The following is a 15,460-nucleotide window of genomic DNA, read 5'->3' as shown; positions in this document are numbered from 1 at the left end:
GCGGGACGCCCGACCCCGCTCGCGCGGTCGGGGTCAGCGTGCTGGATCGGCCAGGAGGGCGTCGGCGTCGGTCTCCCAGTCCTCGACGTCGGCGAGCCCGCCGTCGACGGGGACGAAGCGGTCGTCGAGCGGTGCACCGGTGCGCACCCGCTCGGGCCAGTCGCGGTTGGCCAGCGCCGACTGGCCGAGGGCGACGAGGTCGGCGTGGCCCTGCTCGAGCAGGGCGTCCGCGTCCTCGGGGGTGTCGATGTGGCCGTTGGCGATGACGGCGGCACCGGTGAACTGGCCGGCCAGCGCCGCCAGCGACCGGGTGTCGTCCGCGAAGGCCGGTGCCGCGGCGATGTGCTCGGTCGTGTGGACGTAGTCGACGCCGGTGCCGGCCAGTTCGGTGAAGACGGCCTCGGCCTCGTCCGCGCCGCCGGCCCACTTGTGGGCGGGGTCGCCGACCTTGCCCTGGGAGATGCGCACACCGACGAGGAAGTCCTCGCCCGCGGCCGCGCGGACGGCGCCCGCGACCTCGGCGGTGAGCCGCGCGCGGTTCTGCGGGGAGCCGCCGTAGCGGTCGTCGCGGTCGTTGAGGTAGTCGGTGAGGAACGCGTCCAGCAGGTAACCGTTGGCGCCGTGGATCTCCACGCCGTCGAAGCCGGCCTCGCGGGCGCGCAGCGCGGAGTCGGCGAAGGCCTGGCGGATCGCGCCGATGTCCTCGACCGCGAGCGGCGTCGGCGCGGGGTAGGGCCCGGAGCCGCCGTAGATGCTCAGCTGCTGCCCGCGCGCGGGCTCGTCGGTGGGGCCGACCGGTCCCAGGCCGTACGGGTTGCCCTGCACCTGCGGCCCGGCGTGCATGAGCTGGGCGATGATGGCCGAGCCCGCACCGTGGACGGCGTCGGTGACCGCGCGCCACGACTGGACGTGCGCGTCGGTGGCGATGCCGGGCTGGTTGAAGTAGCCGGGGCTGTGGGCCGTGTCGACGTGGAGGCCCTCGGTGATCAGCGCGGCGAACCCGCCGGCGGCGAAGATGCGGTAGTACTCCGCGATGCGGTCGGAGACCGTGCCGTCCGGTTCGGCGCTCACGCGCGTCATGGGGGCGAGCACGGTGCGGTTGCGCAGCGCGGTGGGGCCGAGCTGGTAGGGCTCGAACAACCGCGCGCGGGCGTTGCTCTGCACGTTGCCTGCTGTTTCCGCCATGCCGCCACGGTAGAATCTGACACATGTGTCAGGTTCAACTCGGAAGGGCGTGAGGTGCGCCATGCGGATCGGCGAACTGGCGCGGCGCACCGGCGTCAGCGAGCGCTCGCTGCGGTACTACGAGCAGCAGGGGATGCTGGCGGCTCAGCGCACGTCGGGCGGGCACCGCGAGTACTCCGAGAGCGCCGTGGACCGCGTCGCCCGCATCCAGGAGCTGTACGCGGCCGGTCTGTGCAGCTCCAAGATCGCACAGCTGCTGCCCTGCATGCGCGACACCGACGGCGGCCCGTCCGAGGCCGCCACGCCCCAGCTGGTCGCCGAGCTCTCCGCCGAGCGCGACCGCATCGACCGGATGATCAGCGACCTGCAGCGCTCCCGCGACGTCATGGACCGGGTGATCGAGACGGCCGCGGACGGCGGCGAGCGCACCTGCCGCGACGGCGGGCCGCAGCGGCCGGAGCCGCGCGGGACGACGGGTTCAGCGGGGTGACGAGGAGATGATGAGCTCCCGCAGCCGTTCCACGGCGCGGGCGCGGGCACCCGCCATTTCCGGCTCGGCCACCTGAGCCGGGGTGACCGGCACGGGACGCGGGGATCCGGCGCACTCCTCGGTGATCGCCCGGACCACCGCCGGCTCGGTCCCCCACGACCCCCCGAGGACGACGAGCTGGGGATCGGCGAAGGCCACGGCCGCCGACAACACCCCGCACACGGCGCGTGCGAGCGCCGCGCACGAGCGCTCCGCCGCCGCGTCGCCCGCGCGGATCGCGCGCCGCAGCGCCTCGACGTCGATGGCGGTCGCCCCCTCGTGGCGGAGTCCGAGAGCACCGAACACCTCGGTCAGCGGCAGCGCCGCGCCGTCCGGCCCCCCGGTGCAGACGTGGGCGATCTCGCCGACCAGGCCGCGGTGCCCGCGGCGCACTTCTCCGTCGTTGACCACTGCGCAGCCGAGGCCCTCGCCGAGGTGCACGTACACGAAGTCGTCGACGCCTTCCGCGCACCCCCCGCTGCGCTCGGCGGAGGCCGCCCAGTTCACGTCGTTGTCGACCAGCACCGCCCCGTCGACGCACGGGGCCAGGGCGGCGACCGGGTCCAGATCACCGACGAGGAACGGCACGTCCGGCAACTGCTCCAGGCGCCCGGTCGCGCGGTCGACCGGGTCCGCCGCGCTCACCACGGCGCAGCGCAGACCGCCGGGTGCCTCGCCGCGCAGCTCGCCGGCCACCTCCGCGAGCGCCTCGGCGGCCAGCTCCGGGCCGGCCGCTCTGCCCAGTTCCGCCCGGCTGCGGGCGACGACCCGGCCGAAGGCGTCCACCGCTTCGGCGGTCACGCCGGACGGGGCGATACCGGCGACCAGCGCGGTCCCGCAGTCCGCGGTCAACGAGTAGTAGGAACCGGCCCGCCCGCGGCCGGTCGTCCGCTCGCCCGTGTCCACCAGCACGCCCGCCTCGCTCAGCCGCCGCACGCTCTCGGAGATCGTCGGCTTGGAGATCCCCGTGGACGTCGCGATCTCCGCGCGGGTCGACCGCCCCCGCTCCATGACCACCCGCAGCACGTGCTCGTCGGTCAGCGAGCGCAGCAGCCCCAGCGATGGCTTGGCGGAAGACATGGCACCAGTTTAGTCAGGAGTCTTGCCCAAAGTGCGCGTGAGAGTTAGCTTGCCCACAAGTTAGGAGACCTGACCAAAGGAGTTCGACATGAGCACCACCTCCGGTCCCGCGCGAGTCCTGCCGCCGCTGCCCCACTGGGAGACCGAACCCGAGGACCTGTCCGCAGCGGTCCGGGAGATCAAGCCCGCGCTGCGGGCGCGCATCGAGGCCTCCGGGCGCACCGTCGAGGAGGTCTTCGCCGTCGTGGAGCGGCGCATCGCCGCCCGGGTGGCCGAGATCGAGGCGGAGAAGGAACGCGGGGAGGACGTCTGGCCGATCATCGACTACGACGACATCGCCGACGGCACCGCGAGCGCGGAGCAGCGCGACAAGGTCGCCCGGCGCGGCTGCCTCGTCGTGCGCGGGCACTTCGACCGCGACCAGGCCCAGGCGTGGGACGACGACATCGTCGACTACGTCGAGCGGAACAACTTCTTCGAGAACTACCGCGGGCCCGGCGACGACTTCTTCGGCAGCGTCGGCTCCACCCCCGAGATCTACCCGATCTACTGGTCGTCGGCCCAGATGCAGGCCCGCCAGAGCGACCGGATGGCGCGCGTGCAGGCCTTCCTCAACTCCTTCTGGAAGCACGAGTCCGGAGGAGTGCAGTGGTTCGACCCGAACCGCGACGCGATGTACCCCGACCGCATCCGCCGCCGCCCGGAAGGGGCCGACTCGGCGGGTCTGGGCACCCACTCCGACCCCGGCACCCTCGACCTGTGGATGACGCAGGCCTACCAGCGGGCCTTCCGCCACCTCTTCGACGGCACCGTCGAGCAGTACGACCCCTGGGACGCCGCGCACCGCACCGCCGGTCCCCAGTACCCCGGAACCACCATGTGCTCGGCGTTCCGCACCTTCCAGGGCTGGACGGCGCTGTCGGACATGGCGCACGACCAGGGCGTGCTGCACGCCGTGCCCGTCCCGGAGGCCATGGCCTACCTCATGCTGCGCCCCCTGCTGCCGGACGTGCCCGAGGACGACATGTGCGGGGTGACCACCAACCAGGTCTTCCCCGCCAGCAACAAGTGGCACACCGACGTGCTGGAAGCACTCACCGGCATCCCCGACATCCGGGCCGGCGACTCCGTCTGGTGGCACTGCGACGTGATCCACAGCGTCGCGCCGGTCACCGACCAGAAGGGGTGGGGCAACGTCATGTACATCCCCGCCGCCCCGTGGTGCCCCCGCAACGAGGAGTACGCGGCCAGCGTCCGCGAAGCCTTCCGCACCGGTTCCAGCCCCGACGACTTCCCGGCGGAGCACTACGAGCGCGACTGGACCGGCCGCTTCACCTACGACCAGCTCAACGAGATCGGGCGACGCGGCCTCGGATTCGAGTGACCGGATCCGGCTGACCGGCAGCGCTCGGGCAGTTCCTCGCGCGCGGGCGCTCCGACGTCGGCGGCGCTGGCCGAAGAGGTCATCGCGATGGGAACGCCGCGCTGCCGGCACTCGCGCGCTACCGCGATGTGCTCCGGACTCGCCCAGCGGTCCGGTCGCTCGAAGCCTCGGTCGTGCTGCAGGAGTGGAGCAAGGCCTGGGGTGACCTTGATGCGGCACGTGGGGATGTGACGGATGCGCAGTGGGCGACGCTGGAGCCGTTGCTGCCGGTGGGAAGAGTGCCGCACCGGGGACGCAGAGCCGTCAGAGTGGGTTGAGGCGGGCCTTGAGCAGGCAGAACGCGTTGCCTTCGGGGTCGGCGAGGACGTTCCACTGCTCCTCGCCGGTCTGGCCGATGTCGGCCGGGCGCGCCCCGAGCTTCAGGAGGCGTTCGAGTTCGGCGTCCTGATCGCGGTCGGTGGGGTTGACGTCGATGTGCAGCCGGGACTTCCCCTGCTCCGGCTCGTCCCCGCTTCTGAGGATGATCGTCGGCTGCGGCCCGCCGAACCCTTCGCGCGGCCCGATCTCGATGGCGTAACCCCCTTGGCCCTCTTCGCGACCGAGCTCCACGAAGTCCAGGACCTCGCACCAGAACCGCGCCAGCACCTCGGGATCGCGGCAATCGAGCACGAGCTCACCGATACGACATGCCATCAACGAACCTGCTTTCATCCTGGGAACGGCCAAGGCGGCCGCGCGCGGAGCCCTCGGGCTCTCCGAAGTGCGAACGGCTCGAAACCGTACCGGGCGCGGCGAGCAGGCGCGACGGATTTTCGGGTCCTCGCCCGGCCGGGCCGCCCACGTGGTCGTAGCGCTCGAGAAGCTCCTGCTGTCTGGGGTGAGCTCCCACCTCATCGTGGGTTGGCGGTCCCGGGGCCGCCCCTGATGCGGTGGAGGAATTCCGAACACACGCACTCTGGGACTGTGCGCTGCGGGAGTTGCTCAGACTCGGTGTGAATGCGTAGTTCCGCATCGATGAAGGAGGTGATCACGGTGCGGAAGGTCGTCTCCACGGCGTCGGGATCGGCGCCGGTGTCGGCCGCGATCGCACATGGGCCGCAAGGCGCCGACCCGCGATGCCGCGGATGCGCTGGAAGGGGTGCTGCTCGACGAGTAGCGCGACGAAAAGTGCACCAAAACTGCACCAGTCGGACCACCCCGCACGAAACCCCAGGTCGTCTGACCTGGGGATTTGGTGGGCCGCCGGGGGATCGAACCCCGAACCCGCGGATTAAAAGTCCGCTGCTCTGCCAGTTGAGCTAACGGCCCGCACCGGTAGTGGACAACTTTAACCGCTCACTCAGCACAATCCGCACAGGGTCCCGGACGGGGCGGCGCGTCGGGAAGCCCCGCGCCCACCGCGTTCCGCGCCGGCCCGCCGAGCGGAGGTGCGGTCCTCAGCGCGGCTGCACCTCCGGTTCGGTCCGGATGCTCGTGCGCTCGCTGATCCGCTCGTGCCAGCCGAGCCCGGTGACCATGGCGACGACGAGCGCGAACCCGAGCCACTGGCTGGCCGTCATCGGTTCGCCGAGCAGGACGACTCCGATGAGCGCCGCCGTGGCGGGGAAGGCCAGCTCGGCCAGGGTGGCGCGCGCCGCCGGCGTCGTGCTCATGCCGAAGTAGTACAGCAGCAGCGCGATCAGGCCGGGGATGAGCGCGAGCAGCAGCAGTCCCCAGGCGTTGCCCCAGCCCACGGCCACCGGCGAACCGGTGGCGAGCGCGATGACCGCAGCTGCGGGCAGTCCGGTGGAGAAGCGCAGCGCGGTCACGTCGCGGTAGGACAGCTTCGCCGACACGGCACGTCCCAGCACCGTTCCCGAGGCCCACAGCGCCGCGGCGCCCAGGGCCAGCAGGGCGGGCAGCAGCTGCTCCACGCGCACGTGCCACGGATCGGGGAACGCCAGCAGCCACGCGCCGAGCAGCGCGGGCGCGGCGAAGAGGAAGTACCGCGGCTGCGGTCGTTCGCGCAGCACGAGGAACGCCGCGACCGCGGCGAAGATGGGCTGCATCTTCTGCAGGACCAGCGGGGTCACCGGATCACCCGCCTGGAAGGCCATCGTGAACAGCGAGGTGGCCAGGGCCGAGGCGCCGACCCCGAGCGCGAGCACGGCGATGCGGTCGCGCCACGCGCACGCCGCCCAGGCGCGCCACGCGCGGGGGAGGAACGGCGACAGCAGGGCGACGATGATGACGTGCTCGGCCAGCACGACCGAGGGGGACGGCAGGCTCGTGGCCAGCGGCATCCGCCAGAGCGCGTCGGTTCCCCACATCGCCGTCGCCAGGGCGACCACCCACGTGCGATCAGGCCCTGCACTCACCCGTTCGGAGGTCATCCGGGCACTTTAGAACGGGATTCGGCGGTGTTCTCGCGCGGGACGTTCCGGTCGAGCCCGGCGCGACGCGCCGGGGTCCTCCGTTGGCGTGATTCCTTGGACGAGTCGATCACGGTGCGGGAGGCTTCGGGCATGACACGCGCAATCACGACAATCGCGGCGGCGTCCGCCCTGTGCGCCCTGGGCGCGGCAGCCCCCGCCGCCGCTGCTCCCACCCATCCCGGAGATCTGACCCCCCGGTTTTCCCACGGCGTGTACCAGCCGTACGCGGAGGGGGCGAACGCCATCACCTACGACGACCGCGTTCCGGAAGGCGCCACGAGCCACCTCGGTTCGCAGCCCCTGCCCGACGGTTCGACCAAGATCGTCGTGACGCTCACCGGGCTCGAACCCAACCGCGAGTACGGCGCGCACGTGCACACCAAACCCTGCGGCCCGTCCGGCTCGGACGCGGGCCCGCACTTCCAGGACGTCCCCGACCCGGAGCAGCCCTCGACGAACCCCGAGTACGCCAACCCGGACAACGAGGTGTGGCTCGACTTCACCACGGACGCCGCGGGCAACGCGACGGTCGTCGAGCACGGCGACTGGCAGCTCCGCGGCCGGATGGCCAACTCGTTCGTGATCCACGAGCACCACACGCTCACCGCCCCCGGCGAAGCAGGTGAAGCTGGTGACCGGTTGGCCTGCATGAACGCCGACTTCTGAGGCGGCGCCGCGCCTGCCCGCCCCGGTTGCCGGGAGGCTCCGCCCCGCCGTCCGGGCGCGCCCCGGCGGCGGGCGCTCGCGGCTCACACCTCCGCGAACAGCACCTCGCCGAGCTCGACCTCGGCCGCGCCCGCCGTCACCTCGCCGAGCCACGAGCGCAGCTCGTCCACCGATTCCTCCGGCACGTGGACGTGGAACCGCGCCCGGTCGCCGTACTCGACCCCGGCGACGTGGTGGCCCGCGGAGTGCAGCTCGTTGTCCAGCTTGCCCGCGGTGGCGTAGTCGGCGGTGACGAACACCACCCGGACCGGGCGGCGCTGCACCGTCCCCACGACCTCCAGGGCCTCCGAGACCGCCCCGCCGTAGGCGCGGATGAGCCCGCCGGCGCCGAGCAGGACGCCGCCGAAGTACCGGGTGACCACGGCGACCGCGTTGGTGATCTCGTTGCGCCGCAGCACCTCCAGCATCGGCACGCCGGCCGTGCCGGCCGGTTCCCCGTCGTCGCTGGACTTCTGGACCTCGCCGCGGTCGCCCAGCACGAACGCCGAGCAGTTGTGCCGCGCCTCGTGGTGCGCGCGCTTGCGCTGCGCGATCACCTCGCGGGCCTCCTGCTCGCTGGTGACCGGGGTGAGGGAGCAGAGGAACCGGGACTTCTTGATCTCGGTCTCGTGCTCTCCGGTCTGCCTGAGCGTGCGCATGTGGCTCCCTGTCGGCGGCGACGTCGACAGGGATCCTCTCACCGGCGGTTTCGCGGCAGGGCAGCGCGTTCGCAGGTCACCGTGGTGCAGTCAACATCTCGTGGACGCGGCTACCACCCCTCCCGCGGAGGCACGTACGGTCGATTCCCATGGAGCAGGCAGCGAGTCCGTTCGAGCCCGGTGCGCGGGTACGTGCCACGTTCGGTCGCTTTCGGGACCAGGTGGGCACGGTGACGGAAGCGGCCACGGGGCTTCCGGAGGTCTTCGACGACCCCGTTCTGTGGGTGCGGTTCGACGGGGACTCCGAGCCGGGTCTGGTGGCCAGCCAGTTCCTGGAAACGGCGGCCTGAGCGGCGGTGGCCGCGCCCGCCGGCGCTCGCGCCGGGACCTGCCGGTGGCGAGCGCCCGCCCGGTCCGCGCGGCCCCGCTCGGGCGCACCGCGCTCGTGCTCGACTCCCAGGACCCGCGTTCAGCCCCACACCTCGGCGGCCGTTTCGACGACGAGCCGGAGCTTGGCGGCCTGCTGCTCGCGGGTCAGCTCGTTGCCTTCGGAGGTGGAGGAGAAGCCGCACTGCGGCGACAGGCACAGCTGGTCCAGGTCGATGTAGCGGGCGGCCTCCTCGATCCGGCGCTTGAGCCGGTCCTTCGACTCCAGCTCACCGGTCTTGGTGGTGACCAGGCCGAGCACGACGACCTTGTCCCGCGGGACGAAGCGCAGCGGTGCGAACCCGCCGGAGCGCTCGTCGTCGAACTCGAGGAAGAACCCGTCGACGTCCAGCTCGTTGAACAGCTGCTCGGCGACGAAGTCGTAGCCGCCCGTGGCGGCCCACGAGGAGCGGTAGTTGCCGCGGCACATGTGGGTCGTCACCGCCATCGTCCGCGGCCTCTCGCGCAGCGCCTCGTTGATGAGCTCGATCGTGCGCTCGTGCTCGTGCTCGGCCTCACCGCCGCGGGCGGCGAGCTGTTCGCGCTGCCGCGGGTCGTTGAGGTAGGCCAGGCTCGTGTCGTCGAGCTGGAGGTAGTGGCAGCCCAGGTCCGCCAGCGCGCGGACCTGGCGCCGGTAGGCCGCGGCGAGGTCCGCGCGGAACTGCGCGGGGTCGGGGTAGACGTCCTCGTCCAGGGCGGTCTTGCCGGCGCGGAAGGTCAACATCCCGGGTGAGGGGATCGTCAGCTTCGGCGTCGCCGTCGTCGCCTGCTCGCGCAGGTAGGTGAAGGCCTCGCCGAAGATCGTGCGCTCCAGTCCGACCTCGCCGTCCACCCGCAGGTCCGGCGTGGTGAACTCGACGTCCCCCTCGGCGTTGTGGAAGCGGACCTGCAGCTCCGAGTCCGCCGCCTTCGACACACCGGAGAGCTGGTAGAGGAAGTCCATGTGCCACGAGGTGCGGCGGAACTCGCCGTCGGTGGCGCTGAACAGCCCCACGTCCTCCTGCGCGGCGACGGCTTCGGCGATCGCCTCGTCCTCGATCTCGGCCAGGCGCGCGTCGGACAGCCGGCCTGCCGCGTGCTCGGAACGCGCGTCGAGCAGGCGCTGCGGCCGGAGCAGGCTGCCGACGTGATCGGCCCGGAACGGAGGTGTGATGCGTGGACTCATGTCCGGCAACCTAATGGCCGCGTGCGCACCTGACCAGGGTGCTGATCAACGGAGCGGAAAGGTGACTTGCAGCACGCTTCGTGGTGGAGCAGCCGGGGAGGAACCTCGAAAGGTGGATAACATGACAGCAACGACGTGCTACTGACCCACGGATGGAGACGATGCGTGTTCTCGTAATCGGGGGCGGAATCGGAGGACTCGCCATCGCGAACGGGCTGCTCGCCCGGGGGCACGAGGTCGAGGTCTTCGAACACGCCGAGAGCTACCGCACCGGCGGGGCCGGCATCACGATGTGGAGCAACGGTACCGCTGCGCTGCGGGAGCTGGGCGTCGACATCGAACGGGCCGGTCGGCGCCTGCACAGCCTCCGTTCGCTCACCGACTCCGGCCGCCTGCTGTGGGAGGCCGACCTCGACGCCGTCACCGAGCAGCTCGGCGCTCCCACCGTGCAGATCCCGCGCCGGGTGCTGATGCGCAAGCTCGGCGAGCAGCTGCCCGCCGGCGCGGTGCACTTCGGGCGCCGCTGCGTGGGCATCGCGGAGCACCCCGACCGGGTGGTCGCGACGTTCGCCAACGGCAGCCAGGCCACCGGCGACGTGCTCATCGGTGCGGACGGCCAGCGCTCCGCGGTGCGCCGCTCGGTCGTCGGCGGCCGCCTCGCCCGCCCCACCGGCTGGGCCAGCTGGCAGGGGCTCACCGCCACCGACCTGCCCGTCACCCGCGGGAACCGCACCCTGAACATCGCGGGGCGCGCCGCGCACGCCGGGCTCATCCCCAGCGGCTCCGGCCTGCTGCACTGGTGGTTCGACATGCCCTGGAAGGACGGCGACCCGGTCGCCTCGGTCACCGACCTGCGGCGCGTGTTCCGCGGCTGGCCGGAACCCGTCGAGGAGCTGCTCGCCAGCGTCACCGACGAGGACCTGAGCTTCTTCCCGCACATCCGCCACGACGTGCCCCGGGTGTGGGGCGGTGAGCGCACCACGCTGCTCGGCGATGCCGTGCACGCCATGCCGCCGGCCGTGGCGCAGGCCGCCAACCAGACCATCGAGGACGCGTGGGTGCTCGCCGAGTGCCTCACCCGCGGCGAGGGCGAGCCCGCACCGCTGCTGCGGGCCTACGAGCAGGAGCGCCTGCCGCTGGTGCGCAAGGTCTCCCGCACGGCGGCGCTCACCGCGGCGCAGCGCAACACGCCGCTGCAGCGCCTCGGCAAGCTCCCCCGCTGGATCGCCACCCGCAGCCAGGTCGTGTCGCTGCGCGCGGGCAGCAGCGTGCTGCGCGGTCTCACGCCGCCGCGCCCCCGGTTCCACCCGGCCTGAACGCGCAGCGCACCACGCGGAAGGAGCGGGGGACACCAGGTGCGTCCCCCGCTCCTCGCGTGTGCCGGTGCGCTCCGGTCAGCCGTTGAGCTCCTCCGGGTTCGGGCCGACGCGCTCACCGGTCTCCAGGCCGGTGATGGCCTGCATGTCGTCCTCGGCCAGTTCGAAGTCGAACACGTCGATGTTGGCCTCGATGCGCGCGGGCGTCACCGACTTCGGGATGGTGACGTTGCCCAGCTGGATGTGCCACCGCAGGACGATCTGCCCCGGGGTCTTGTCGTACTTCTCGGCCAGCGCGGTGACCGTCGAGCTGTCCAGCAGGCCGTTGTTCCGGCCGAGCGGGCTCCACGCCTCGGTGGCGATGCCGTGCTCGGCGTGGAACGCGCGCAGCTCCGGCTGCGGCAGGTTCGGGTGCAGCTCGATCTGGTTCAACGCCGGCACGACGTCGGTTTCCTCGAACAGCCGGCGCAGGTGCGGCACGTGGAAGTTGGACACGCCGATGGCCTTCGCGCGGCCCTCGTCGTGCAGCCGCTCGAACGCCTTCCAGGTGTCGACGAACCGGTCCTTGGCGGGCAGCGGCCAGTGGATCAGGTACAGGTCGACGTAGTCGAGCCCGAGCTTGTTGAGGCTCTCGTCGAACGCCTGCAGCGTGCTGTCGTAGCCCTGCCGGTCGTTCCACAGCTTGGTGGTGACGAACAGGTCCTCCCGCGACAGGCCGGAGTCGGCGATCGCCTTGCCGACGCCCTCCTCGTTGCCGTACACGGCGGCGGTGTCGATCTTGCGGTACCCCGCGCGCAGCGCGGTCAGGATGGGCTCGACGACCTCGTCGTCCGGAACCTGGAACACGCCGTACCCCAGCTGCGGCATGGACGCACCCGTGTTCAGCGTGATGTTCGGAACCTGAGCCATGTGTTGTCTCTCCTCAGCCAAAGTTGCGTCGTGCGGCCCGAGATGGTCGCGATGCGGCCTGCACGTCTCACCGTACCGGTGGACGGCGGGGGAGCGTTCCGTCCTCGGCCGCCCGCGCCGTGCGGCAGCGGCCCACCCAGGTGCCGCGCGGCGGGGGCGCGGTACCCGAGCGCCGGCGGGTCAGCCGCGCGTTCCGCCGCGCGCGTCGGCGAGCTCCGCCGCGTCCGCGGCAGCCTGCTCGCCACCGCCCTCCGTGCGGTGCGAGGCCACGACCTCCGGGGCGTGCTGCGGACGGCGGTCGGACCAGACGGAGACGACGGCGAACCCGAGCCCGGCCAGCGCGAGCACCGCACCGATCCAACTCGGCGACAGCAGGCCGAACCCGGCGCCGAGCACGACACCGCCGGCGGAGGCGCCCAGCGAGTTGGCGATGTTGAAGGTGGACTGGATGCTGGCCGAGCCCAGGGCGGGGGCGTCCTTGGCGAGGTCCAGGATGCGCCCCTGGATGCTCGGCATGGCGGTGAACGCGGTGGCGCCGATGAGGAACACGTTGACGGTGGCCAGCACCGCGTTGTGCGCGGTGACGGTGAACAGCGCCAGGCTCGCGGCCAGTCCGCCCAGCCCCGCGCACAGCGTCCACATCGGAGCGATGTCGCCGAGCCGGCCGCCGAGCGCGGTGCCGGCGGTCATGCCCACGCCGAACACCGCCAGCAGCACGGTCACCGCGGTCGGGGTGAAGCCGGTGATGCCGGTGAGGACCGGCTTGATGTAGCTGTAGAAGGAGAACGTCGCGGCGAAGCCGAAGACGACCACGCCGAACGCGAGCCACATCCGGCCGCGCAGGAACGTGCGCAGTTCCCCGCTGAGGCTGACGTTCTGCGGCTTGGGCTGCTGCGGGACGAGGGCGGCCACCGCGATCAGCGCGACCAGGCCGATGGCCGCGACGAGCCCGAAGGTCCAGCGCCAGCCGAGCTGCTGGCCGAGCAGCGTGCCGACCGGGACGCCGACGATGTTGGCCACGGTCAGGCCGATGAACATCATCGAGATCGCCTGCGTGCGCTTGTGGCTCGCCACCAGGCTGGCCGCGACCACCGCGCCGATGCCGAAGAACGTGCCGTGCGGCAGCCCGGAGACGAAGCGGGTGACCAGCAGCATGCCGTGGTTGGTCGCGAACGCCGAGCCGAGGTTGCCGATGGTGAACAGCACCAGCATGTTCAGCAGCATGGTCTTGCGGTGGGCGCGCATGCCGGCGATCGTCAACAGCGGTGCGCCGATCACCACGCCGAGCGCGTACAACGAGATGTAGCTGCCGGCGACCGGTTCGGACACGTGCATGGCCGAGGCCACTTCCGGCAGCAGCCCCATCATGACGAACTCGGTCGTGCCGATTCCGAATGCGGCGATGGCCAGTGCTAGCAGTGCAACGGGCACAGAAGTCTCCCCTGAACGAGTGCCGTACTGGTGCGTTCAGCTCCGCCCGGTGCGGTTCTCGCTGCGGCGGAGGCGGTGAAGAATCAGGAAGACGACGAACGGTGGCGCTCCCCGGACGTCCTCAACGATAGATCGTCCACGCCGTGTTCCCCCAGCGAATATGAACCGCGCCACGTCGCTGACCTGCGTGAAAACGGGAAAGATCCGCGCCCGGCGCGATCAGTGCCCATTGTGGACGAAATGTGGGACGGGCCTCGCGGCACCGTGCACAAACCCGTTCGGGGAGCATTGTGCGCATCGCCAAAACGGCGCGTCCGCGCTCTCGTTCCTGCGGAAGAACGGCTGAATTTTTGCCCGTTGCTCATTCCGGGCGAGTGCACCGCATCCGGGGCGCGGGTCCGGGGCGTTCGGGACCCGCGCGATCGGTGGGGCTACTCGCGCTCGGGGTTACGCCCGTAATCGGGTGTTTCGCCCGATTCCTCCGCCGCTCCCCGCTCCCGCGGGCCGAGCCCGGCGTGCGCCTCGCTCTCGAGGCGCTCGACCATGTGCGGGTAGTGCAGCTCGAACGCGGGTCGGATCGAGCGCACGCGCGGCAGCTCGGTGAAGTTGTGCCGCGGTGGCGGGCAGGAGGTGGCCCACTCCAGCGAGTTGCCGTGCCCCCACGGGTCGTCGACGTTCGCGATGGTGCCGTAGCGGTAGCTCTTGAACACGTTGTACAGGAACGGGAGCATCGAGGCGCCCAGGATGAACGCGCCGACCGTCGAGATCGCGTTCAGCGTGGTGAACCCGTCCGAGGGCAGGTAGTCGGCGTAGCGGCGGGGCATGCCCTCGTTGCCCAGCCAGTGCTGGATCAGGAACGTGGTGTGGAAGCCGATGAAGGTCAGCCAGAAGTGCAGCTTGGCCAGCCGCTCGTCCACCATCCGGCCGGTCATCTTCGGGAACCAGAAGTACATGCCCGCGAACACGGCGAACACGATCGTGCCGAACAGCACGTAGTGGAAGTGCGCCACGACGAAGTACGTGTCCGTGACGTGGAAGTCCAGCGGGGGCGAGGCCAGCAGGATGCCGGTCAGCCCCCCGAGCAGGAACGTGATGAGGAAGCCGACGGAGAACAGCATCGGCGACTCGAACGTCAGCTGCCCGCGCCACATCGTGCCGATCCAGTTGAAGAACTTGATGCCGGTCGGCACGGCGATGAGGAACGTGGTGAACGCGAAGAACGGCAGCAGCACCGCGCCGGTGGCGAACATGTGGTGCGCCCACACCACGGCCGAGAGCACGCCGATGAGCAGGGTCGCGAAGACGAGGCCGGTGTAGCCGAACAGCGGCTTGCGGCTGAACACCGGCAGGATCTCGGTGACGATGCCGAAGAACGGCAGCGCGACGATGTAGACCTCGGGGTGGCCGAAGAACCAGAACAGGTGCTGCCACAGGATCGCCCCGCCGTTGGCCGGGTCGAACACGTGCGCACCCAGGTGCCGGTCCGCGAGCAGCCCCATCAGCGCCGCGGTGAGGATGGGGAAGGCGAGCAGGATCAGGAAGCTCGTCACCAGGATGTTCCAGCAGAAGATCGGCAGCCGCCACATGGTCACCCCGGGGGCGCGCAGGCACACCAGCGTGGTGATCATGTTGACCGCGCCGAGGATGGTGCCGAGGCCGGAGACGAGCAGCCCCGCGATCCACACGTTGCCGCCCATCCCGGGACTCGCCTCCGGGCGGGACAGCGGTGCGTAGGCGGTCCAGCCGAAGTCGGCTGCGCCCCCGGGCATGAGCAGGCCGGACAGCACGATGAGGCCGCCGAGCAGGAACAGCCAGTAGGAGAAGGCGTTCAGCCGCGGGAACGCCACGTCCGGCGAGCCGATCTGCAGCGGCAGGATCACGTTCGCGAAGCCGAACACGATGGGGGTCGCGAACAGCAGCAGCATGATCGTGCCGTGCATGGTGAACAGCTGGTTGTACTGCTCCTGCGACAGGAACTGCAGGCGCGGGTAGGCCAGTTCGCCGCGCATCAGCAGCGCCATGAAGCCGCCGATGAGGAAGAACCCGAACGAGGTCGCCAGGTAGAGCATCCCGATGCGCTTCGGGTCCGTCGTGTAGATCCACGACAGGAACGCGCCCTTGTTCCCGCGCGGCATCGCGTGCGGCCGGGTCGGGGCCGGTGTCGTCGTAGGAGTGGTGGTCAACACGCACCTCCGGAACCTGGGACGCGGGGCCGACACCGGACGGGGATCGGCGGGGCCGATCCGGGTGCGGTCGA

General features: G+C 71.2%; 13 protein-coding genes and 1 tRNA gene. 4 read left to right on the top strand and 10 right to left on the bottom strand.

Annotation, left to right across the window (positions count from 1 at the left end):
* Positions 1-33: 33 nt before the first annotated feature.
* Positions 34-1,185 (bottom strand): NADH:flavin oxidoreductase, encoded by a 1,152-nt coding sequence (locus ACYVJE_RS18760; RefSeq protein WP_461145465.1) that lies wholly within the window; start codon positions 1,183-1,185, stop codon positions 34-36.
* A gap of 61 nt (positions 1,186-1,246) precedes the next feature.
* Between ACYVJE_RS18760 and ACYVJE_RS18755 the strand changes: the two genes are divergently transcribed.
* Complete coding sequence (locus ACYVJE_RS18755) at positions 1,247-1,675, top strand: MerR family transcriptional regulator (protein ID WP_461145464.1); 429 nt, start codon at positions 1,247-1,249, stop codon at positions 1,673-1,675.
* Here the strand turns inward: ACYVJE_RS18755 and ACYVJE_RS18750 are convergent.
* The gene (locus ACYVJE_RS18750) at positions 1,664-2,794 is read right to left on the bottom strand and encodes an ROK family transcriptional regulator (RefSeq protein ID WP_461145463.1); all 1,131 of its coding nucleotides are present in this window, start codon (positions 2,792-2,794) and stop codon (positions 1,664-1,666) included. The genes ACYVJE_RS18755 and ACYVJE_RS18750 overlap by 12 nt on opposite strands.
* An 88-nt stretch (positions 2,795-2,882) precedes the next feature.
* Between ACYVJE_RS18750 and ACYVJE_RS18745 the strand changes: the two genes are divergently transcribed.
* Positions 2,883-4,178, top strand: a complete 1,296-nt coding sequence (locus tag ACYVJE_RS18745) for a DUF1479 domain-containing protein (protein ID WP_461145462.1) — start codon at positions 2,883-2,885, stop codon at positions 4,176-4,178.
* A gap of 303 nt (positions 4,179-4,481) precedes the next feature.
* On the opposite strand, the gene ACYVJE_RS18740 is transcribed toward ACYVJE_RS18745, so the two are convergent.
* The 3 genes from ACYVJE_RS18740 to ACYVJE_RS18730 form a co-directional block, all read right to left on the bottom strand.
* Positions 4,482-4,871: a VOC family protein gene (locus tag ACYVJE_RS18740; RefSeq protein WP_459157578.1), complete on the bottom strand. Its 390-nt coding sequence runs from the start codon at positions 4,869-4,871 to the stop codon at positions 4,482-4,484.
* A 539-nt stretch (positions 4,872-5,410) separates the two neighbouring features.
* Positions 5,411-5,486 (bottom strand) — tRNA-Lys (locus ACYVJE_RS18735).
* Between the two features lie 128 nt (positions 5,487-5,614).
* The gene (locus ACYVJE_RS18730) at positions 5,615-6,550 is read right to left on the bottom strand and encodes a DMT family transporter (RefSeq protein WP_461145461.1); all 936 of its coding nucleotides are present in this window, start codon (positions 6,548-6,550) and stop codon (positions 5,615-5,617) included.
* Positions 6,551-6,682: 132 nt separating this feature from the next.
* Between ACYVJE_RS18730 and ACYVJE_RS18725 the strand changes: the two genes are divergently transcribed.
* Positions 6,683-7,258 carry a superoxide dismutase family protein gene (locus ACYVJE_RS18725; RefSeq protein WP_461145460.1) on the top strand — a complete coding sequence of 192 codons (576 nt, stop codon included), beginning with the start codon at positions 6,683-6,685 and terminating at the stop codon, positions 7,256-7,258.
* Between the two features lie 83 nt (positions 7,259-7,341).
* Here ACYVJE_RS18725 and ACYVJE_RS18720 read toward each other — a convergent pair whose 3' ends face one another.
* Together ACYVJE_RS18720 and ACYVJE_RS18715 are read right to left on the bottom strand one after the other, a co-directional pair.
* Positions 7,342-7,956 (bottom strand): YigZ family protein, encoded by a 615-nt coding sequence (locus ACYVJE_RS18720; protein ID WP_461145459.1) that lies wholly within the window; start codon positions 7,954-7,956, stop codon positions 7,342-7,344.
* A gap of 469 nt (positions 7,957-8,425) precedes the next feature.
* Positions 8,426-9,547 carry a 5-methyltetrahydropteroyltriglutamate--homocysteine S-methyltransferase gene (locus tag ACYVJE_RS18715; RefSeq protein ID WP_461145458.1) on the bottom strand — a complete coding sequence of 374 codons (1,122 nt, stop codon included), beginning with the start codon at positions 9,545-9,547 and terminating at the stop codon, positions 8,426-8,428.
* A 161-nt stretch (positions 9,548-9,708) separates the two neighbouring features.
* On the opposite strand from ACYVJE_RS18715, the gene ACYVJE_RS18710 reads away from it, so the two are divergent.
* Positions 9,709-10,863 carry an FAD-dependent monooxygenase gene (locus ACYVJE_RS18710; RefSeq protein ID WP_461145457.1) on the top strand — a complete coding sequence of 385 codons (1,155 nt, stop codon included), beginning with the start codon at positions 9,709-9,711 and terminating at the stop codon, positions 10,861-10,863.
* A gap of 78 nt (positions 10,864-10,941) precedes the next feature.
* Here ACYVJE_RS18710 and ACYVJE_RS18705 read toward each other — a convergent pair whose 3' ends face one another.
* The 3 genes from ACYVJE_RS18705 to ctaD form a co-directional block, all read right to left on the bottom strand.
* Positions 10,942-11,772 (bottom strand): aldo/keto reductase, encoded by an 831-nt coding sequence (locus tag ACYVJE_RS18705; protein ID WP_459157570.1) that lies wholly within the window; start codon positions 11,770-11,772, stop codon positions 10,942-10,944.
* Between the two features lie 180 nt (positions 11,773-11,952).
* Entirely contained in the window at positions 11,953-13,203 is a 1,251-nt protein-coding gene (locus ACYVJE_RS18700) for an MFS transporter (RefSeq protein ID WP_461145456.1), read from the bottom strand.
* 431 nt (positions 13,204-13,634) lie between these two features.
* On the bottom strand, positions 13,635-15,338 hold the full coding sequence (gene ctaD, locus ACYVJE_RS18695; RefSeq protein ID WP_461145479.1) for an aa3-type cytochrome oxidase subunit I: 1,704 nt from the start codon (positions 15,336-15,338) through the stop codon (positions 13,635-13,637).
* Between the last annotated feature and the right edge of the window lie 122 nt (positions 15,339-15,460).

This window comes from Salinifilum aidingensis (assembly GCF_054782015.1).
The sequence above is the reverse complement of the archived record's forward strand: the minus strand, read 5'-3'. Positions and strand labels throughout refer to the sequence as shown.